Consider the following 20,580-nt stretch of genomic DNA (forward strand, 5'->3'; position numbering starts at 1 on the left):
TCAACAGGAGTAACGGTAACAACTTCATCTTCTGCAAGAATGGTAACAGGGTCAGTCGTTCCAAATCTGATTACATCAGGAAAGAGTGTGACAACACTGGAAGCACCAAAGAATCCTGTAGTTAAACCAGTTACTAAAATTGAACAGGAAACTGTTCTAATAATAAATGGATTTACAAGTAAACAAATTAAAGAAATGAGTTTAGAAGATTTAAGAAAAATTGGTTCTTCAGAGACCACTTCTAGTAATGCTATAAAAAAGTTGAAAGGAACAAAAGAAGAAGCATTAAAATTTTTCGAAAGCAGAGTAGTCGGGGAAATAGAAACTAAAGTAAATCCTGCAGGAAAAGTAATAAAAGTAGGATTCGATAAATTTGGAAATAAATTAACTTATAGAGATTTTTCAGTTATAAATGGTAGTTATCCAACTATTGAATTGTTTAAAGGAAGTACAGGTTCATGGGTAACAAAAATTAAATTTGAATAATAGAAAGGAATCATAACATGGAAGTTAATTATTATATTACTTCTGAATTTGAAAAATATAAGAAATATGCAGAAGAAGGAATTATGGAATTAATAGAACTGAAATTTTTAAATATTTCAAAAGAAGAAGAACAAATTTTAAAAAATCTTAACATAAATTATAAAATATATAGGAATAAAACTGTAAAAATTCAGCTAATAAATTTTATAAACTATGTAGTTGAAAAAGATGGGGAGGAAAAAGGAATATATATCAAAAAAACAAAAGAATATGAAAAATTTTTTAAAGAAGCAAATATAATTTTTAATAAAAATGAAAAATATGAAAATTTGATAATATCAAAAGATAAAGTAAGAGTTGAAGTTATTATAGAAAGGGATATAAGTAATGTTAAAACAGAAATTTGAAAATATTTTTATAAAAAAATGTAAATATAAAGATACAAAATTATATATTTATTATAGGCATAAAAATAATAATAAATGTCTGGTTTTTTCTAATGTAAAAAGTTTTAAGTCAGTATTTTCTGAACTTTATTGTTATGATAGTCTGTTAAAGAAATTAGAAATAAATGAGTTTTCAAATATGATAAACAGAAATTATAAAGATAATGAAGTATATATAATTGATGGACTGTGGATGAGATATATCATAAAATTCAATGATTAATGAAAAAATACGGAATAGTTGTAAATGTAGGAAACACAGGACGTGTGGAAGAGTGTAGTAATACCGGAAGTACCAAAGAAACCTGTAGTTAAACCGTTTATTAAACCTGAATAGAATATAGAAACAGTGGAGAAACCGGCTGTTACTTCAGAAAAGCCTAAACCAGTAGACAGAAGTCATTCTCAGAGAAGTAGTAATCAGGATAGTCATAAAGAAGATTTCAGTCAGAAAAGAAAAACAGGAGAAAACAAATCTGATAATTGAGATATTTACTATGAAGGGCGGAAAGTTTATACTGCAAGTGAACTGAATCAGTTAGGAAGAGAAAGTAATGCTACTCCTAACAGAGGAGGCGAATATATATTTGAAAAACCTGCAGGAAAGCCTGAAGCACAGGAATTTCAGTGGGGAACAACAGGAAGTATGATGCAACAGACTCCAGATAGACCGAAAAATGTAATTCCGGCTTTAAGATATGATAATCCTAATTCTCGAGGAATAATTTCATAAAATTTGATGGAATTGAAGTAAGGGATGGTAAAACTTATCTGATTGATGCGAAAAGAAATATTCCTCATTGGAATAAAAGTGCTATGAAAAATTTGACAAAAACATTTGATAGAATAAATGAAGCTAAAAATCAAAATCTAGAAATTAAAGTAATATATGAATTTCCAAAGGAAGAGGCGAAGATTAAATTTACTGACTGGTTAGATAAGAATCCAAAATATAAGAAAACAATTAATGAAATCAGGATTAGACCAGAAAAATGAAATTGAAAGGATATTTAAATTTATGCAAAATAGAGAAAAAAGCATTAGAATGTATAGAAAAATCAATAAAAATGAATCAATAGAAGAAAGACATAAGAAAGTTATGAAAGGACTGTCAGAACTGGAAGCACCTTTAGGATTGAAAGATAGTGAGATTCCAGAAGTGCCGGATTTCGGTGTAGAAATAAGAGCGTATTATCGTACAAAAAATTCTAAAACAAAAGGAGTTTCGATATCAGGAAATTATATATGGAGAGATGAAAGTTCAGAGAAAGAAAGATGGGATTCTCTGGAGTATGATTTTAAAATAACATATAGGTTGATAAATTATAAGAAAATAATATATGAAGACCTCCCAAAAGTGATAAATATTTTTGATCCTTATGTTGCTGATTTATATGTAGCTTATAATGGTGCTTACGAAGAAGGGAGAACTCCGGAAACAAGAACTTATGGAGAAAGTATAAATCCTGAATTTTTAAAACTGAAGGAGAAAAATTGTAACATAGGAATTCTGCAAGATGTATTATTTACACTATCTCCAGTGATGTATTTCAATGAAGAAAGTTATAATAAGCTTATAAAAGTACCAAAAGAAGAGCTTCTGGAAAGACTTAAGGGGAAAGCAAAGGGAGTGTTGCTACTTGAAAAGGGTATATACATTATCTTTAATGATAAGGCAGATATTACTTATGAAGAATTTGTAGAAATGAACAACACATTTAAGCCATTACTGGGATTAATTTAATTGGAATATAAGACAGTCTGGAAAATTATCAGGCTGTCTGTTTTATAAAAATATTAGTAATATGTATAGTGAAAGTAGTAATGCCATAAATTTTGTTACCGGGACAGTGAAGGGACTAAGGGATAATATAAGGTCAAAAGATGGGAAACCTGCACGGATGGATGATGTCAGGAAGGGTGAATTCTTGGAGTGTCCTCAAATTTTAGAAAATCAAATAGAAAACTGAGTGGGAATGTAAAAAATTATGTAGACTTAAAGTTGGTCTTAGTATAATAAAATCACAAAAATATTTAGGTTCTATAATATGTGTGAAGATGAAAAAATAAATAATATCTAAAATAAATTGAAAATAATAGTTTTCAAGGTATAATGAAATTAAAGTAAAACTGTAAGGAGGTAATTACTTTATGCAAAAATATTTTATGAATCCCATGACAGGAAAAACTATGAAAAATACTCATCTTTCTCATATTGTAAGTTACGGTTTAACTAGAGAAGAAGAACATTTTATATTTACAAAGGTGGAAAAATTGAAGACAGAAAAAAAAGAATTTTTTGATTATATTATTTGTAATGACTCTTTTCTGAATATGATTGCTGTGTCTGGTTTTATCATAATAATAAATCCGGAGGCAATGTCAGATGAAGAAATTAAAAGTTTCAACGAATGCTTTGAAGAAGCTGAAAATACGATAATTGTTTCAACTAGAGATTTTAAAAGAAGAAAAAATTTTCCAATTTATTTTAATATAGCAATTGACATCAGTAATCCTTTATGTGGAGAAACTTACTATAATCTGATGAAATTTGGAGTTGAATATATGGAATATAAATTTTACTATGATTCATCTAAAAAATCGTTTTTAAGTTGATTTTATATGTGTTATAAAATTTATTCTAAGAGCTATAACCACTATATTTTTTGTATAGAACATGATTTAGAAATGTATTTAATATCATGTTTTTTTAATAAAAGAAAAATAAAATATATAAAAATAATTAAAAATAATTTGACAAATAATAAAAAATGTAGTATAAATAATTAAATAAAAATTAATGATAAAAGGTGGGGTTATTATGAAAAGTGAGGTAAAAAGGGAAAAAAAGTTTCAGAAGGGCTTTACTCTGGTTGAAGTTATTCTTGTTGTGGCCATAATTACAATAATATCGGCAATAGCAGTGCCACAGGTGGGAAAGTACCTGAATAAGGCAAACAGGAGTAAAATAATAGGAGCAATAGCGGAATTAAACAATTCATCAACATCTTGGAGCATCGATCATGGGGGCGATATACCAAATAGTTTACAGGACATATTCAATGAACAGGGAGATTTAAAGAAACTTGGAATAGGAGCAGATAACAGCGGAAATTTCAAGATTGGAAATATTCATGGGAAAATTTTATACAGCAATGGAGAAGTATATGCAAAGACAGATCCCAACAGCAAGGCATTTCCAAATGAGGAAATTAGAAAATAATGTCTGGTTTAAATGCAGTTCATATATTTGAAATTATTGAATATATTACTTTTTTTTATATATGTATGACAGATATAAAAAAGAAAATAATACCTGATAGTGGTTTTGTAATACTTATAATTACAGGATTATTAAAAGGTATGGCAAAAGGAAATCTGGAAGGATATTTTTTAGGAATGTGTGTCTATCCGATGCCGTTAATAATTCTGTATATACTGGAAGATTATTTTAAGAAGGAACTGATAGGATTCGGAGATATAAAGCTAATGATGGGAATTGGAGGAAATCTGGGATATAAAAATCTTGCAGAAATAGTAAAATATTATCATGCGGTATATTTTCTTGCTGGAATTATGGCGATTCTATTTATACTTTATCTAAAATATAAAGGGAAAAAAGCTGAGTATATTCCTTTTGCCCCTTTTCTTATTATGGGGGTTATTACAAGGATAATGGATATTCAAATATTATAAGGGGACGGATTTAATCATGAAAAATAGAGGGGAAACGCTGGTTGAAAGTCTTTTATCCATATTTTTTGCTGTTATTGTCCTGACACCTGTTTCAAATCTGATTTTAAAGACTTTCAGAATTGACAGTAAAATTGACAGGAAAAATATTTTTAACATGGAAACAGAAAATATGTCAGAAATATTGAAAACAAAAGATTATGCATTTCTGTACAGTCGGATTGGAAAACATGCGATACAGAATAAAAATGACTTTTACAGTAAATTTGCAATAGAAGGAAAGTATCAGATACTGAAGGAGAGTGTCAATGGAAAAAGTCGTAATCTGGAAATAAAAGCAACAGAAAACTATTATCTGAATGAAAAAGGGGAAAAGGAATATATACTGGAAATAATTATAGACGGGAAAAAGGATTATTATTTTCCTGAAATAAAGTAAAAAAGGGGGATTATGAAAGGGGATAAGGCGGGTAAAAAAACAGGAGGATATCTGCTTCTTGAAATACTGATTTGTATGCTCCTGTTTTCAGTAGTTGTATTTGTAATTTCAGTATTTTTAAAAAGAACTGTAATGATAGAAAAGAAAAAGTCAAAAACTCAGAAATTGGAAGAAAATATCCACTTTCTCACAGATAAAATTTCTGAAGATATATCAAACAGGGACAGGGAAGTTTTTGAATATGAAGGAAGCATGGATAATTTTCATATAAAAGAAAATTATGTTTTATTTAGAAAGGATAACTTATTTTATAAGCTGGAATACACAAATAAGAAATTATACATATCAGAAGGAATAAATCTGTTAAATCTGGGAAGCAGGACAGCTTTAGGAGAATATGAAAATCTGGAATTTAAAAAAGTGGACAGATTATTTATGATTGTAATGAAAAACGGGAGCAGTGAAGAAGTCAAGGTAATTAATTTAATGTAGAGGGGGAATCTGGTGAAGAATAAAAAGAGGGGGGCAAGTCTTGTTTATGTTCTTATAATTTTATCTGTCATTCTGACTTTTTCAACAGGATTTATCTATTTTGTGCATGAGCGTGGGAAAATAACTGTTCTGAGGGAGAAAAGTGACAGGAGCAGGAAAATATCAAACAGTTATATGGCAAACATGGAAGATAAAACTGCTGAAAGATTGGAAAACAGGGGATTAAGCATTAACGGAAATCAGAAAGTTATAAAGGGGAAAAGTGATTATTTCAATAAGAAGTTCATAATAAGCACATCTGGTCAGAATGAACTGAAAAGACTTCTATTTTCAGATAATCATGAAGAAAGTATTGGGAACTTTAAAATAAAGGAAATAAAGGATTTTACAGGAAATGAATATTTTCCGCCACTTGAAGAAAATACAGTTTATAATAATCTGAAAATAGTATATTTTAAGAAGGTTTTAGGGAAAGAAGTCAATTATAGGGAGGAACTGGAATTTAAAAGAATAGATTCCATGACTGTGGAAATTCAGGAAAAGAATGGCGGGTTTGTTTTAAACTGAAATATAAAAGGGAAAAAATTGAGGTGAAAAATGTTTGAAAAAATAAAAATTTATATGAGAAGTAAGGATAAAGTATATATTTACATGAATGAAGAGATTCTGTTTTTTGAAAATCAGGAACTATCTTCCATTCTTGAAAATTTAAGGGAAGAGAGTGAAACAGATGAAGAAATGGCTGTTTCAATTATTCTGCACTATCCTTATTTTTTATTTGAAGAAGATTTACAGGCTAAAAATAACTTTATAAATAAAAATATGAAATATATATACAAAAAATATTATTTAAATCATATGGAAAACAGGTATGTAAATCTGTATATGGAAAGAAAACAGATAAATGATATAAAAAACAGTTGCAGACAAGCTGGCTTTAAGCTTATGGACATAAAAACGGATTTTGATATAATTTATGGTTTTTCGAAGGAAGAAGATATTGAAATATTACAGGTTGGGGAAATAAACAGTGTAAGAATGCTGGTAAAAAATGAAAAAATAGAAGAACTTGAAAAGCTCGATTTAAAACTGGAGGATATGGAAGACAGGGAAAATTTTGATTTTGGGGATATGAAAACTTTCTTTTGTGAAGAAGAGGACATAAGGAATATTTTTCAGAATGAAGAACTGGAAAATAATATAAATTTTCTGAGTAAAAATAATCAGCTTGAGCTTGGAGATTTAAAAAATATAAAATTAAAAGATGTACTGGTTGTTGTTGTTCTGATAGGAATCTATGTATTTTTAAATGGAATGATTCCTTTAGGGAAGCAGGTTGAAAAAAATAATAATCTGAAGAAACAGGTGAAAAGCCTGGAATCTGAATATTTAAAGGAGAAGAATGAAAAACTTCCGGATTATTCAGAAGAGCTGTCGAAATTAAATGAAATTGATAATGGAATAAAAAGGAAGGAGTATTATTCATTTATAAAATTTCTGGTAGATAACAGTATTAACGGAATAGATTATACTAAAGTGAAGTATGAGAATAAAAAATGGCTGATACAGGGAGAAATAGAAAATTTTGATAATTTTGAAAAGTTTGAAAGCAGTGTAAGGAAAAAATATGAAAACAGCGAACTTGGATATATAAAGGACAATGATGAAACAACAGTTTTTGAATATACTGTAAGTGAGAAAGAATAGTGTGGGAAGGTTGGAATGGAAAAGATTAAAATAAAGGGAATTATACTGGTTCTGTTGCTTGTGCTGGGAATATTGGGATTAAATACCAAATATCAAAAATACAGGAATGAAAAAAATAACGAAAAACTGCTGAAGGAAAATAAAAAGGAACTGGAAGCGAAAATAGAAAATGTTATTTCAGAAAGGGAAGAACGTAGGAAGGAAATACAGTCTGATTATGAGCAGATTCAAATAATAACAGGGAAATTAGGATTGCTTTCCATGAAAAATGAGTCAGAATTTAAAAAGATGATTTATGTTTTTACAAGGGAAAGCGGGCTTAAAATGAATGAAATATCAAAATCGGAGAAGTTATGGGAGAGAAATGGCTATAAACTGAAATATATTCATTTTACATTGTATGGATCATTGAATAATTTTGGAAAGTTTCTGTATTTTCTTAATAAAAGCAGAAAGTTCATAGACACTTCCAGAATGTATATTGACCTTACAGGTGAAGGCTTTAAAATTTCTCTGGGATTTATTGAAAAGGGGAAAATAGGTGTAAAAAATTAATTGGGAAGGATAGAAAAATGTTTTTTAGAAATAAATGGGATAAAATGAAGATTCAAAAAAATGTAGTTATAACTTTTATGATTTTTCTTACAGGAAATAATATTTTTTCAGAAAAAATAACAGATTATGTGAATAAGAAAGATGTACAGAATGTAAATAGAATATTTATTTACAGGGAAGAAAAAAGGCAGAAAAAAGAAGAACTGGAAAAGGGAAGTATAAAAAATAAAAACGAAGAAAATAATACAAAAACAGAAAAAACTGAAGAAAAAAATAACGGAAAAGAAACACCTCAGAAAACAGTTAATGAGAAAATAGGTGAGGTGGAACTTGAATACAGGGATGTCAAGGAAATATCAGAAAAACTGGATGGGTTGAGCGGTTTCAAAATAGTGGGAATTGATAATAAGGTTATTCTGCATGGAGATGAAAAGAAAATGGAAGAAGTCAGAAGAATAATAAAAGACTTGGACAGGCCAAAAGAACAGGTAATAATAAAGGGAAGAATAATTGATACAAGCTCAAATCTTTTTGAAAGGCTCGGAGTAGACTGGAGTGCCAGCACTGATAACCAGACTCCGGCAAAAACCAGTCTTATAGCAAAGTTTCTAAATGGAGAGGTTTCCATCGGGTCAATTTTTTCAAGCGGAGGAAAGTTTCTGGGAGTTGATTTTAACCTTTTAAGAGAAAACGGAGATATAAAAATAGAGGCAATGCCAACTCTTATGATAATGGAAAATGAAGAAGGGGAACTCAAGGTTACAGAGGAGGTAATTGTAGGAGAGAAGAAAATAACAAAAAATAATGAAGATTACATAGAGCCTATATTTTCAGAAGCTGGAATAGTTTTCAGAATACTGCCTGAAATTAAAAAAATAAAAAATGAAAAGAAAATTCTGCTGAAAATAGATACGGAAATAAGTAATTTTAAGCTTACATCTAATTATAGCGCCACATCAGGAGCAAAACAGAAAAATCAGACTAAAACTATTATTAGCCTAGATGACGGAGGGTCAACTTTTATAGGTGGTCTAAAGCAGAATGTAAACAAGGAAACATTGAGAAAAGTTCCTTTCCTATCAGCAATACCTATAATTGGTCCCCTCTTTAAATACAAAAGGAAAAATCATGAAGTAAGGGATATTTACATTGAAATAGAAGCTATAATCCAGAAGACAGAAAAATAAAATACAGAAAGCCATAATTTTTTTAATTTCCTCAAAATTATTAATGTAAAATTAATGATATAATCTGAAATATATAGTATAATATAGGAACACAATTTTATAAATGCAAAGAAAAATAATTTTAGATTAAGTTCAGAAAGAGGATAGAGTATGATTTCATTTGAAAGACTGAAGGAAATACTGGAATGTTTCAGTAAGGTTAAAATTGCCGTTGTTGGTGATATGATGCTGGATGAATATTTAATAGGGAAAGTAACTAGAATATCTCCTGAGGCACCGGTTCCTGTGGTAAATATTGAACAGGAAAGATTTGTTCTTGGAGGAGCTTCGAATGTGGCAAATAACTTAAAAAGCCTGTCAGCACAAGTTTCTGTTTATGGAGTTGTGGGACAGGACAGCAATGGCGAAAAGTTTGTAAAGGAACTTGAAGCTAAGCAGATAAATCCATCAGGAATTGTCATAGATGGAACAAGACCTACAATAATAAAAAGCAGAGTCCTTTCTCAAGGTCAGCAGTTATTAAGGCTGGACTGGGAAAAGGATACAGATATTACTGAAAATATACAATCAAAAATAATAGAAAATGTAGAAAAGGACATTGAAAATACAGATGCAGTACTTCTTTCAGATTATAATAAGGGAGTGCTGACAGAATTTATTTCCCAGAGCATAATAAAAATAGCTAAAAAATATAACAGAAAAGTTGTTGTGGATCCTAAGCCTAATAATTTTAAAAATTACAAAGGAGCAACTTCAATGACTCCTAACAGGAAAGAAATCCTTGATTATTTTGGAATGAAAAAATTCCAGAGTGAAGAAGAAATAGCTCAAAAAATGTCAGAGCTTAAGAAAGAGCTTGAGCTTGATAATGTAGTTCTGACAAGAAGTGAGGAAGGGGTTTCACTTTTCCGGAATGAACATAAGAGAATACCGACTGTAGCAAGGGAAGTTTATGATGTAACAGGAGCAGGAGATACCTTTATATCAACATTCCTGTTATCAGTATGTGCAGGAGCAGATCTGTTTGAAGCAGGAGCTATTGCAAATATGGCTTCAGGTATTGTAGTTGCTAAAATTGGAACAGCAACAGCTACAAAAGAGGAAATACTGGAATTCTACCATAACGTTATAGAAAATAATTATGAAAAAATATAACATGTTATGTGCTAATTTCGTGGGATAAAAAATATAAGGTGATGAATTATAGTTTTTAAATAGAATTAAGAAAAGAAGGAAGTGGAATTATGGCGATAATTGCAGCAGTAGAAGCAGGGGGAACAAAATTTATATGTGGTCTTGGAACTGAAGATGGGAAAATAATAGACAGAATAAGTATTCCAACAACTACTCCTGAAGAAACAATGTCTAAGGTTATAGAGTATTTTAAGGATAAAAAGTTTGATGTTATGGGGGTTGGAAGTTTTGGTCCCATTGATCCTGTAAAAGGTTCAGAAACATATGGTTATATAACAAAAACTCCAAAACCATACTGGAGTGACTATAATATAATCGGGGAACTGAAAAAGCACTATGATGTCCCAATGGAATTTGATACAGATGTAAATGGTGCGGCACTGGCTGAATCATGGTGGGGAGCAGGAAAAGGATTGAAAAATGTTATGTATATAACAGTTGGAACAGGAATTGGAGCAGGAGCAGTTGTAAATGGAACTATGCTTCAGGGACTTACTCATCCTGAAATGGGACATATTTTCATGAAAAGACATCCTGAAGACACTTATGAAGGAAACTGTCCATTCCATAAAGACTGTCTTGAAGGAATGGCAGCAGGGCCTGCAATTGAAAAAAGATGGGGGAAAAAAGGACATGAACTGGCTGATAATGAAAAAGTATGGGATATAGAGGCATATTATCTGGCACAGGCTCTTATGAATTATGTGTTAATTTTATCTCCTCAGAGAATAATAATGGGTGGAGGAGTAATGAAACAGCAGCATCTGTTTCCACGTATAAGAAAATATTTACAGGAATTTTTAAACGGGTATGTACAGAAAAAAGAAATACTTGAAGAAATTGATGAGTATGTTGTGTATCCCGGACTTGGAGATGAAGCAGGTTTTGTAGGATCGATAGCTTTAGGAAAATTGGCTTTGGATGCCAAATAAATTTAAATAATTCCGGAAGGGCAGGGAATAAAAGTGAATGTAGAACATTCAATAAAAAATACTAGAAAATATGCGATACTGGAAGTTATGTTCTTTAATGGTTTTTCAGTGGGAATGCAAAGTTTTGTGCTGTTAAGTCTGGCAATATATTTTAATATGAGTTCTTTTTTAATATCAGTAGTATCATCTTTGCCAACAGCCGGATATTTATTGCAGATATTTACTAAAAGAGTAAATACAATTTTAGGTGGAAGAAGAAGAACACTTGTTCTGTCAGTTACAATATCAAGGTTAGTTATATGTTTACTGCCTTTTGCAGTGCTATTTGATATGAGAAATCAGTTTGTATATTTTATAATAATGTTTATTTATGGGTTGTCATCACCTTTTGTAAATAACGTATGGACAGCTACAATGGTAGAAATTATAAATAAAAAGGAAAGAGGAAAATATTTTGGGAAACGTAATTTATTCTCATCGTTATCGACAGTGGTATATACACTGTTTTATGGATATATTTTATCTCTACCTGATAAAAAAAGCTCCATATTGCTGCTTACTTCAGTAATGGCAGTTTCAGCAATAGGATCTGCAGTATTTATGTATCTTCACTATATTCCGGATTTAGGGGAGGAAGTAAAGAATATCAGTATAAAAGCTGCATTTAAAAATAAAAATTTCGTCCTTTATCTGAAATTTGCATCCATATGGCTATTTACATGGGAATTTTTAAAACCTCTGACAGAATATTACAGAATAAAGATACTTGGTGTAAATACAATGTTTCTTTCCCAGATGGGGGTTATTACTGCAATACTGTCAAGTGTACTTTACATAATATATGGTAAATTGTCGGATAAATATGGGAATAAAACTATGTTAAGAATGGGGATATTCTTTACAACATATTATGTCCTTACATATTTTTCCATGACACAGGATAACAAAATGTCAATGCTTTTTGCGGCGGCAGTAATTGATGCGGTAGGATTTACAGCAATAACATTAAGTTTACTGAATTTAATGATGGAAGTTTCTGAAGAACCTGCCGATGCTTATGTAGGAGCATACGCAATAGTCTGTGGAATTTCAGCAATATTGGCAGGAATATTTGGAGGACTTGTAGGAAAGTTCGTAAATAATGGAGTTATTTATGTTTTTGGAGAACAATTTTACACAATAAGATTTGCTTTTGCAATAGGATTTGTTTTAAGGCTGTTTTCATTACTTGAACTGACAAGAGTTGATTCATTTGAAAAGACATTCATTTATAAGGGAAGCCTGCCTATAAAGAACTTTTTTTCAAAAAGAATTTTAAATGTGGGTGCAAGCTATATTAACGATGTAAAGAGAAGTGAAAGGGAAGATCAGGAAAAGAATTCTGAAAATGAGGAAAACATTAATAAAAATGTTGAAAATAATGAAGTAAACAATATAAATAAAGAACCTGAAAAACAGGAAAATAAAGTAGATAAATCTGAAAACGGAAACTTTGAAAAAAGTTCAGTAACAGAAGAAGAAAATACAGATAATAAAACAGTTTAAAAAATCAAAAGGGGGGATTAAATTGACTGTTTTTTTTAGCTTAAAAAAATTTAGCAGTGATAAAATTACTGAAAAGGAACTGTGCTCCTTTACAAAAGGAATGTACTATCTTTTAAAGGGAAAAATAGAATTAACTGAAGCTTTGAGGATTATTTCTGAAGGTTACAGGAAAGAAATAAAAAATAGGATAATAAAAACTGTAAGAAAAATAGAAGGAGGAAATTCTTTAGGAAAAGCTTTTGGGAGCCTTACACAAAGTAAAGAATTTCTGGAACTGGTAAAAATAGGAGAAGAAACAGGAAACTTGGAAATCGTATTTAAAAATTTGTTTGAGAAGTATAAATTTAGGGAAAAGTTAAAAAGAGATGTCAGAAATCTCTCAATATATCCTGTGACAGTTATTATTACAGCGTTTGTGATAGTAACTGTTTTGCTTAGAGTAGTTGTTCCGAAGTTTACTGTTATATATTCTGATTTAGATCAGGAATTGCCGGAATTGACAAAGGCTATAATCAGAATAAGTGAAATTACAGATAAATATGGTTTTGTAATATTGATTTTTCTAGTTTTAGGAGTTTTTATCATCTTATTTCTTAAAAAAAATAATCAGAAATATTTTGAAAAAATTGCTATGAAGATATTCATATTTGGAGAAATATACAAAAATATAGCTATTTTAAACTTTACTCAGAATATGTATTCCCTTACAGATGCAGGGATTTCTTTTCCTGTATCATTAAAAATGTGTGCAAATTCAGGAAATACACTTTTAAATGAAGAAGTACGGAAAATAATTTTTAGACTGGAAAAGGGTACAGGTATAGGGAAATCCTTTGAAAAACTCAGTTTTTTTAATGAGGAATATAAAGGATTTTTGAAAATAGGTGAAAAAACAGGAAAAATGGCAGTATCTTTTGAAAATTTGACAGATATTTATTCTGAAAAGGTACAGGGGAAAACCCAGTTACTTTTAAAAGTTATGGAGCCTGTATCTATAATTTTTATTGGAATTATAATTGGAATCATAATTTTCGCAGTGATGCTTCCAATGTTTAAAATAGGGGAAATGATATAGTTCGGTATGAAAATTAAAGGATATTGTGAATAACAGATATTATGAAAAAATTAATTATAAACAAAGAAAATAAAAAGATTAAAATATAAAGGAATATGGTAAAAATATATGATTGAAAACTTTATTAAATCATCAGAATATACACAGAAATTATTCCAGATAGATGATGAAGTACTGAAAAATATAGAAATGGAAAGTTTAAACGATAATGTTCCAATTATAACAAGGGAAGTTTTAAACTTTATGATATTTAATGCAAAAGGAATTGAAGCTAAAAATATTCTGGAGGTAGGTACAGCAACAGGATATTCAGGGTTATTCCTGGCACAGATTGCAAATACAAACGGTGGTCAGCTCACAACAATTGAAATTGATGAAAAAAGACATGAAAAGGCTATTGAAAATTTTAAAAAAGCTGGTATTTTTGAAAAAAATCGTTTGATTTTAGGCGATGCATTGGAAGAAATACCTAAATTAGATCAAAATAATAAATTTGATTTTATTTTTATTGATGCGGCAAAGGGTCAATACATTAAATTTTTTACAATGTGCTGGGAGCTTCTAAATGAAAATGGTATTATATTTATTGACAATATAATGTTCAGAGGGTTAGTAGCGGAAGATGAAACTGAAGTTCCAAAAAGGTTTAGGACAATAGTTGTAAGATTAAAAGAGTTTATACAGAAATTAAACAATGAATTTGATTTTGTCCTGCTGCCATTCGGAGATGGAGTAGGATTAGTTAGGAAGTAATAAAAATGAGATTTCTTTTATATAATATACGATATGGTACAGGAAAATATTTAAATCAGCCGATGAAATACCTGAGGGGGTATTTAGGTCAGTCTTTAGATCATATTCACCGTATAGGAGAGTTTATAAAGGAACAGAAGGCAGATATTGTAGGACTCGTAGAAGTAGATTTAGGGTCATTCAGGACAAAGGAGACAAATCAGGCAAAACTGCTTGGAGAGTTGACTGGAAAACATTATGTGTCACAATATAAATATGAAGAAAACTCGAAATATATGAAATTTCCAATTATGAGAAAGCAGGGAAATGCACTATTATCAAATGAAAAAATAATAGCCCAGAGATTTCACTACCTGGAAAGAGGAACTAAAAAACTTGTAATTGAAATGGAAACAGAAGAAGTTACGATTTTTTTAGTTCATCTGGCTTTAGGAGGAAAAACAAGGCTGAGGCAAATTGTAGAATTAAATAATATGATAGAAAATTGTAAAAAGCCATTTATTGTAGCAGGTGACTTTAATCTTTTGTGGGGAAAAGAAGAAATAGAACTATTTTTAAAAGCGGGAAAATTGAAGAACGTTAACAATAGAAGAGAACCTACATTTCCAAGCTGGGCACCCAAAAAAGAGCTGGATTTTATTTTATGTTCTGAGAATATAGAAATAAAGGACTATAAGGTAGTAAGAAATACTTTATCAGATCACCTGCCTATTTTAGTGGATTTTGAAATTAAGAAAAATTAAGAAGGAGAAGATTAGTGAAAATAAGTAAGAAAATTTTAAATAGAGCATTACTATTTTTAATGGCAACATTTACAGTGGGAACCTTAAATGCAGAAACTGTACATATAAAAAGTAATTATAATGAAATAACAAAAATCATCGGAGGACTTAAAAAGGATGATTCAAATAAAACTAAAAAGAGTTCAAAAAAGGAATTGCGTGGAGTATGGGTGGCGAGTGTCATAAATATTGACTGGCCTTCAAAAAAAGGATTGAGTGTTGAGCAGCAGAAAAGAGAGTATATTTCAGTGCTTGAAGATGTTAAAAGATGGAATATGAATGCAGTGTTTGTTCAGGTAAAACCTACAGGGGATGCGTTTTATCCTTCAAAATATTCACCATGGTCTGAATATCTTACAGGAACTCAGGGAGTAAATCCTGGATATGATCCGTTAAAATTCATGATTGATGAAGCACATAAAAGAGGTATAGAATTTCATGCATGGTTTAATCCATATAGACTTACAATGAAAGGAAAGTCTACCAGCACAGAAAGTCTTTCTAAAGATAATATAGGAAGAAAAAGGCCTGAATGGACAGTCGTATATGGAGGACAGCTTTATTTAAATCCAGGAATACCTGAAGTAAATGATTATGTTATTGACAGTATTGTTGAAGTAGTAAGAAATTACGATATTGACGGAGTTCATATGGATGACTATTTCTATCCTTATAAAGTGAAAGGGCAGGAATACCCAGATGATGCACAGTTCCGAAAATATGGAAGTAAGTTTGCTGATAAAGGTGACTGGAGAAGAAACAATATAAATAAGCTCGTTGAAAAACTTCATAGGGAAATAAAAAAACAGAATAGCAGCATTGCATTTGGGATAAGTCCTTTCGGAGTATGGAGAAATGCCTCGACTGATCCTGGAAGAGGTTCGGAAACACAGGCAGGAGTTCAAAATTATGATGACCTTTATGCAGACATTTTACATTGGATGGATAAAGGGTGGATTGATTACGTAGTGCCACAAATATACTGGAATCAAGGATTTAAAGTTGCAGAATACAATACACTTGTAAAGTGGTGGAGTAAACATGCTAAAAGTACAAAAACTGATTTATACATAGGACAGGCTGCATACAGGGTAGGTTCATGGTCAAATCCTAACGAACTTGTAAATCAGATAAATTATAACAGAAATTATCCTGAAGTTAAGGGAAGTGTATTCTTCAGCTATAAATCATTAAAAGAAAATCCTAAAAATATAATAAATAACCTGTTAAACGGCCCTTACAGCTCTTTACCGTCAGAACTTGCTGATACAGAAAACGTAGATAAAGAAACAGTAACTGAAATTGCTCAAAATAAATAGAAAATTATATAAAAAAGAGACTATCACAAAAAATAGAAAAATAACATAAAAACCATATTTATAAATAATTCATAAATATGGTTTTCATTTTTTTAATTTTGTGATAGTCTCTTTTTATTTAAAGAAACTTATAAATAATGTAATTAAACTTACGTTTGCAAAATCTATAAACAATGCTCCGACAACAGGAACAACGAAAAATGCAAGTCTGGAATACTTATATTTTTCACACACAGATTTCATATTTGAAATTCCGTTAGGTGTAGCTCCTAATCCAAATCCGCAATGTCCTGATACTATTACTGCTGCATCATAGTCACTTCCCATTGCCTTGAATGTAATGAAATTCAGATACAGATAAATAAGAATTATCTGAGCTATCAGAAGTATCAGCATTGGAACAGCAAGATTTATTAATTCCCATAATTTCAGTGACATAAGTGCCATTGCAAGGAACAGGTTAAGTGAAACTTCTTCCATTACACTGATTTCCCTTATAGGTGCAGTAAATAATTTTGAATTATCTGAAATATTTCTCATAATAGCCGCAATAATCATTGGACCGATATAAATCGGGAAATTCATTGCAGGTAGAAGTTTTGTTATAATAATGGATAAATATGATCCTATTCCCATTGCTATTAAAATAAAGAAAAATGCCATTGAAAATTTTTCTGCATCAAGAACAGGTTCAGGCTTATTCAAAACATTTTCATCAATATCATCATCATAATTATTGCTTTCACGCTTTGAAGTTTGTTTTTCCATTAGTTTATGTTTAATAATAAGATTATTTGCAATAGGTCCTCCAAGCATAGAACCTGCAATAAGTCCAAAAGTTGCAGATGCTATTGCAACTGCTTCGGCTCCCTTTATTCCAAGAGCTTCAATAGTTGGTGCAATTGCCGCTGAAGTTCCATGTCCTCCAGTCATTGGAGTGGATCCTGTCATTAATGCAAGAAGTGGATTAATTCCGACAAATCCTGAAAGAAGAATAGCAACCAGGTTTTGTGCAAAACATAAACCTATGGCAAGAAGAAGAAAAATAAATACTTTTTTTCCTCCTTTTTTCAGAACTTTTAAACTTGCATTGAATCCAACACTGGTAAAAAACATTACCATAAAAAATGTCTGCAGTGTAGTGTCAAACTTTATAGTTATAATATTGGATTGTCTAAGTATAAAGGCTATTATTGAAAAAAGAAATCCGCCAATAACAGGTGACGGAATACAATATTTTTCAAAGAATTTAACTTTACTTCTTAGCTTCATACCGATTATAAGTAAAATAACAGACAAACCAATTGTTTGAATCATGTCCATTTTTAATTCGAACATTAAATCTCCATCCTTTCTAAATAAATATAATGCATTATTATACTATATATCAGAAGAAAAAACAAATAAAATTTAATGATAATGTAGGGTTTATATATGAATATAAGTTAAAATATATTATGTTTTTTATATTATTATAAACACATTTGAATAAGTTACTGTTTACAAAATTATAAAAGTATGTATAATATATATAATAAGATTAGTATAATATTTTTTATAAACATGTAATGAGAAATATCACTGTAAAACAAAATAATAGAAAACAAAAAATATAGAAATAGGAGGAATTTTGTAAATGAAATCAGGATTTATAGCAATTGTAGGAAGACCAAATGTCGGAAAATCTACATTAATGAATAAACTTGTAAAGGAAAAGGTGGCAATAGTTTCTGACAAGGCAGGAACTACAAGGGATCAGATAAGGGGAATTGTAAATATACAGGATAATCAGTTTATATTTGTAGATACTCCAGGGATTCACAAGCCCAAGCATCTTCTAGGAGAACATATGACTGAAATTGCCCTTGAAACGTTAAATGATGTGGATCTTATAATGTTCCTGCTTGATGGGACACAGGAAATTTCAACAGGAGATATTTTCGTAAACGAACATATAAAGGAAGTTACAACACCTGTAGTTCTTATAATAAATAAAATTGATAAAATGAGTGATGAGGAAATAGAAGCTAAAAAAGAGGAAATAAAAGAAAAGTTAGGGGATTTTGACAATATAATAACACTGACGGCAGAATTTGCAATTGGAATACATAAAATTTTTGAAGTGGCTGAGAAATATTTGTCAAATGATGTATGGTTCTATCCTGAAGACTATTATACAGATTTACCGGTAAATAAAATTGTAGTTGAAACTATAAGGGAAAAAATATTGCATCACACAAAAGACGAGGTTCCTCACAGTGTCGCAGTAGAGATTGTAAATGTTGAGACAAAACCTGAAATAAGAAAATATGATGTAAATATTTATGTGGAAAGGGACAGCCAGAAGGGAATAATAATAGGAAAAGACGGTGCCCTGCTGAAAAAAATCGGGACTGAAGCAAGAAGAGAAATAGAAGCACTTATTGATTTGAAGGTAAACCTTAAATTATGGGTTAAAGTAAGAAAAAAATGGAGAAGGGATAAACAGTTTCTTAATGATATGGGATATAAAATAAAAAAGAAGGTTAAAAAATAATCCAAATATGATGTGATCTATTGCAACCTTGAAATTATGTGGTATAATAATATTGAAGAGGGATTAGCTTGAAAGTTTCAATATAAATTTCAGATTTTAAATTATAAATTTTAAAGCTGGAATTTTTGGAGGAAGAATGGAAAAATATGTACTTCTTAGGGGAAAAGTTACAGGTAAATGGTATGATTTTGACAGAAAGGCTCATTATCATATCATTGTGGCTGTAAAAGAGGATGAAAATAATATAAAGGAATATGACATATCAATAAATATAGGAAGTGTTCTTGAAAATAGCGATGAATTTTATTCTTCAAATTTGCAAGTTTATTACGACAACAATTACACATATAATAACAAAATTCTTAAGGAAATGCTGTTACAGAAGCCAGGAGTAACAGCAGGCAGAAAAAATTTAAATTTGGATTATTTAAGAATGGAATTATTTCCTCATGAAAAAATGAAACTCATGAAGGGACTGGACAGGGAAGAAGTTTTTCTGACAGAAATATTGGAAAGGCATGTACTCGAAGCTCTTAACAACGATATAAATGAAATTTTTGTATTTGGCCGTTTATATGACAATAAAAAAGGAATTCATGATATACATATGAATCAGGCAAGTACAGGAAGATACAGAAGTAGTGACGCTCCCTATTCTGATGGTGGAGTGTTTTTTTATAACAGTGAATCAAAAACATGGGCAGCAATTTTCATAGCTTTTACATCACAAAACCTGTGTGCAGGTAAAAATAAACACGATTAAAATTATAATTTAAAATATTTTTTATGATGTGGAAGGAGGAATAAGAGTTATGGAGTTGGCAATGACACGGGAAAATTTCTGGAAGTATATTGCAGAAGCTCATAAAAAGGAAAAGGATAATAATGGCAGAATGAACTATCTTGTAGAAAAACTATCAAATAAGTCATATGAAGAAATTTTCAGCTTTGGAATAATAGTGGATGAAATAATGCTGGAAAGTTATAATCAGAAACTCTGGTGTGCCTCATACCTGCTAAATGGAGACACACGTGAAGAAAGCTTTGATTTTTTTAGATTATGGCTGATTTCGCAAGGTGAAAAAATATACAATGATGTTATGAAAAATCCTGACAATCTTATAAAATATGTTGAAGAACCTGATGAGGATTTTATATCAGATTTGTATGAAAATGAGGATTTTTTCTTTGTTGCTGTAGATGCCTTCGGTATAAAAAATGATATGGGAATATTTGAAGAACTGTTTGAAATTTATCTGGAGGAATTTGATTCCTATAAAGAAAAGCTTAACTATAATGATGAAGATTATCCAAAATTAAAACTTACATGGTGTGAAAAAGTGCCAAAATCAATGAAGAAGATATGTCCTAAACTATTTGAAAGGTTTTATATTGGAGAAGATGAATATACTGGAAATTAATGACTACAATGCAAAAAA

At 30.2% G+C, this 20,580-nt stretch carries 25 protein-coding genes; 24 read left to right on the plus strand and 1 reads right to left on the minus strand.

Translation table 11 applies throughout. The features are described 5' to 3' along the window. The 21 genes from HMPREF1984_RS11450 to HMPREF1984_RS00305 form a co-directional block, all read left to right on the plus strand. The coding region (locus tag HMPREF1984_RS11450) for a hypothetical protein (RefSeq protein ID WP_021765835.1) at nt 1–486 on the plus strand (486 nt) is incomplete at its 5' end. A gap of 17 nt (nt 487–503) precedes the next feature. Then, nucleotides 504–893: a hypothetical protein gene (locus tag HMPREF1984_RS00210; protein ID WP_021765836.1), complete on the plus strand. Its 390-nt coding sequence runs from the start codon at nt 504–506 to the stop codon at nt 891–893. 388 nt (nt 894–1,281) lie between these two features. Next, nucleotides 1,282–1,419, plus strand: a complete 138-nt coding sequence (locus tag HMPREF1984_RS11245; RefSeq protein ID WP_021765838.1) for a hypothetical protein — start codon at nt 1,282–1,284, stop codon at nt 1,417–1,419. A gap of 329 nt (nt 1,420–1,748) precedes the next feature. Further along, on the plus strand, nt 1,749–1,928 hold the full coding sequence (locus tag HMPREF1984_RS00220) for a hypothetical protein (RefSeq protein WP_021765839.1): 180 nt from the start codon (nt 1,749–1,751) through the stop codon (nt 1,926–1,928). A gap of 22 nt (nt 1,929–1,950) precedes the next feature. After that, nucleotides 1,951–2,676, plus strand: a complete 726-nt coding sequence (locus HMPREF1984_RS00225) for a hypothetical protein (RefSeq protein ID WP_036099258.1) — start codon at nt 1,951–1,953, stop codon at nt 2,674–2,676. Between the two features lie 407 nt (nt 2,677–3,083). Beyond that, nucleotides 3,084–3,548, plus strand: a complete 465-nt coding sequence (locus HMPREF1984_RS00230) for a hypothetical protein (RefSeq protein ID WP_021765842.1) — start codon at nt 3,084–3,086, stop codon at nt 3,546–3,548. A gap of 205 nt (nt 3,549–3,753) precedes the next feature. Continuing rightward, complete coding sequence (locus HMPREF1984_RS00235) at nt 3,754–4,155, plus strand: type II secretion system protein (protein ID WP_036099219.1); 402 nt, start codon at nt 3,754–3,756, stop codon at nt 4,153–4,155. Next, a complete protein-coding gene (locus HMPREF1984_RS00240; RefSeq protein WP_021765844.1) occupies nt 4,155–4,628 on the plus strand; it encodes an A24 family peptidase in 474 nt (157 codons plus the stop codon). Before HMPREF1984_RS00235 ends, HMPREF1984_RS00240 begins: the two co-directional genes overlap by 1 nt. 16 nt (nt 4,629–4,644) lie before the next feature. Further along, the gene (locus tag HMPREF1984_RS00245) at nt 4,645–5,064 is read left to right on the plus strand and encodes a hypothetical protein (RefSeq protein WP_021765845.1); all 420 of its coding nucleotides are present in this window, start codon (nt 4,645–4,647) and stop codon (nt 5,062–5,064) included. 12 nt (nt 5,065–5,076) lie between these two features. Beyond that, the gene (locus tag HMPREF1984_RS00250) at nt 5,077–5,556 is read left to right on the plus strand and encodes a hypothetical protein (RefSeq protein WP_021765846.1); all 480 of its coding nucleotides are present in this window, start codon (nt 5,077–5,079) and stop codon (nt 5,554–5,556) included. A gap of 12 nt (nt 5,557–5,568) precedes the next feature. Then, nucleotides 5,569–6,123 carry a hypothetical protein gene (locus HMPREF1984_RS00255; RefSeq protein WP_021765847.1) on the plus strand — a complete coding sequence of 185 codons (555 nt, stop codon included), beginning with the start codon at nt 5,569–5,571 and terminating at the stop codon, nt 6,121–6,123. Between the two features lie 30 nt (nt 6,124–6,153). Further along, nucleotides 6,154–7,263: a hypothetical protein gene (locus HMPREF1984_RS00260; RefSeq protein ID WP_021765848.1), complete on the plus strand. Its 1,110-nt coding sequence runs from the start codon at nt 6,154–6,156 to the stop codon at nt 7,261–7,263. 15 nt (nt 7,264–7,278) lie between these two features. Continuing rightward, complete coding sequence (locus HMPREF1984_RS00265; RefSeq protein WP_021765849.1) at nt 7,279–7,818, plus strand: hypothetical protein; 540 nt, start codon at nt 7,279–7,281, stop codon at nt 7,816–7,818. Nucleotides 7,819–7,835: 17 nt separating this feature from the next. After that, on the plus strand, nt 7,836–9,005 hold the full coding sequence (locus HMPREF1984_RS00270; protein WP_021765850.1) for a type II secretion system protein GspD: 1,170 nt from the start codon (nt 7,836–7,838) through the stop codon (nt 9,003–9,005). A gap of 150 nt (nt 9,006–9,155) precedes the next feature. Continuing rightward, a complete protein-coding gene (gene rfaE1, locus HMPREF1984_RS00275) occupies nt 9,156–10,160 on the plus strand; it encodes a D-glycero-beta-D-manno-heptose-7-phosphate kinase (protein WP_021765851.1) in 1,005 nt (334 codons plus the stop codon). 89 nt (nt 10,161–10,249) lie between these two features. Beyond that, nucleotides 10,250–11,131, plus strand: coding sequence for an ROK family protein (locus HMPREF1984_RS00280; protein WP_021765852.1), 882 nt, complete (start codon nt 10,250–10,252; stop codon nt 11,129–11,131). Nucleotides 11,132–11,164: 33 nt separating this feature from the next. Then, nucleotides 11,165–12,676, plus strand: coding sequence for an MFS transporter (locus tag HMPREF1984_RS00285; protein WP_021765853.1), 1,512 nt, complete (start codon nt 11,165–11,167; stop codon nt 12,674–12,676). Nucleotides 12,677–12,698: 22 nt separating this feature from the next. Next, a complete protein-coding gene (locus HMPREF1984_RS00290; RefSeq protein ID WP_021765854.1) occupies nt 12,699–13,751 on the plus strand; it encodes a type II secretion system F family protein in 1,053 nt (350 codons plus the stop codon). Between the two features lie 108 nt (nt 13,752–13,859). Continuing rightward, the gene (locus HMPREF1984_RS00295) at nt 13,860–14,504 is read left to right on the plus strand and encodes an O-methyltransferase (protein ID WP_021765855.1); all 645 of its coding nucleotides are present in this window, start codon (nt 13,860–13,862) and stop codon (nt 14,502–14,504) included. 5 nt (nt 14,505–14,509) lie between these two features. Continuing rightward, complete coding sequence (locus HMPREF1984_RS00300) at nt 14,510–15,247, plus strand: endonuclease/exonuclease/phosphatase family protein (protein WP_021765856.1); 738 nt, start codon at nt 14,510–14,512, stop codon at nt 15,245–15,247. Between the two features lie 14 nt (nt 15,248–15,261). After that, nucleotides 15,262–16,605 carry a glycoside hydrolase family 10 protein gene (locus tag HMPREF1984_RS00305; RefSeq protein ID WP_021765857.1) on the plus strand — a complete coding sequence of 448 codons (1,344 nt, stop codon included), beginning with the start codon at nt 15,262–15,264 and terminating at the stop codon, nt 16,603–16,605. A 114-nt stretch (nt 16,606–16,719) separates the two neighbouring features. Here HMPREF1984_RS00305 and gltS read toward each other — a convergent pair whose 3' ends face one another. After that, a complete protein-coding gene (gene gltS, locus HMPREF1984_RS00310) occupies nt 16,720–17,943 on the minus strand; it encodes a sodium/glutamate symporter (protein ID WP_021765858.1) in 1,224 nt (407 codons plus the stop codon). A 298-nt stretch (nt 17,944–18,241) separates the two neighbouring features. Here gltS and era point away from each other — a divergent pair, with 298 nt between their 5' ends. The 3 genes from era to HMPREF1984_RS00325 all read left to right on the plus strand — a co-directional run bounded on the left by era (nt 18,242) and on the right by HMPREF1984_RS00325 (nt 20,562). Continuing rightward, on the plus strand, nt 18,242–19,141 hold the full coding sequence (gene era / locus HMPREF1984_RS00315; RefSeq protein ID WP_021765859.1) for a GTPase Era: 900 nt from the start codon (nt 18,242–18,244) through the stop codon (nt 19,139–19,141). Between the two features lie 136 nt (nt 19,142–19,277). Continuing rightward, a complete protein-coding gene (locus tag HMPREF1984_RS00320; protein WP_021765860.1) occupies nt 19,278–19,904 on the plus strand; it encodes a DUF2278 family protein in 627 nt (208 codons plus the stop codon). Between the two features lie 49 nt (nt 19,905–19,953). Then, the gene (locus tag HMPREF1984_RS00325; protein WP_036099223.1) at nt 19,954–20,562 is read left to right on the plus strand and encodes a DUF4240 domain-containing protein; all 609 of its coding nucleotides are present in this window, start codon (nt 19,954–19,956) and stop codon (nt 20,560–20,562) included. Nucleotides 20,563–20,580: the final 18 nt, after the last annotated feature.

This window comes from Leptotrichia sp. oral taxon 215 str. W9775 (genome assembly GCF_000469505.1).
In the GTDB taxonomy this organism is placed as follows: domain Bacteria; phylum Fusobacteriota; class Fusobacteriia; order Fusobacteriales; family Leptotrichiaceae; genus Leptotrichia_A.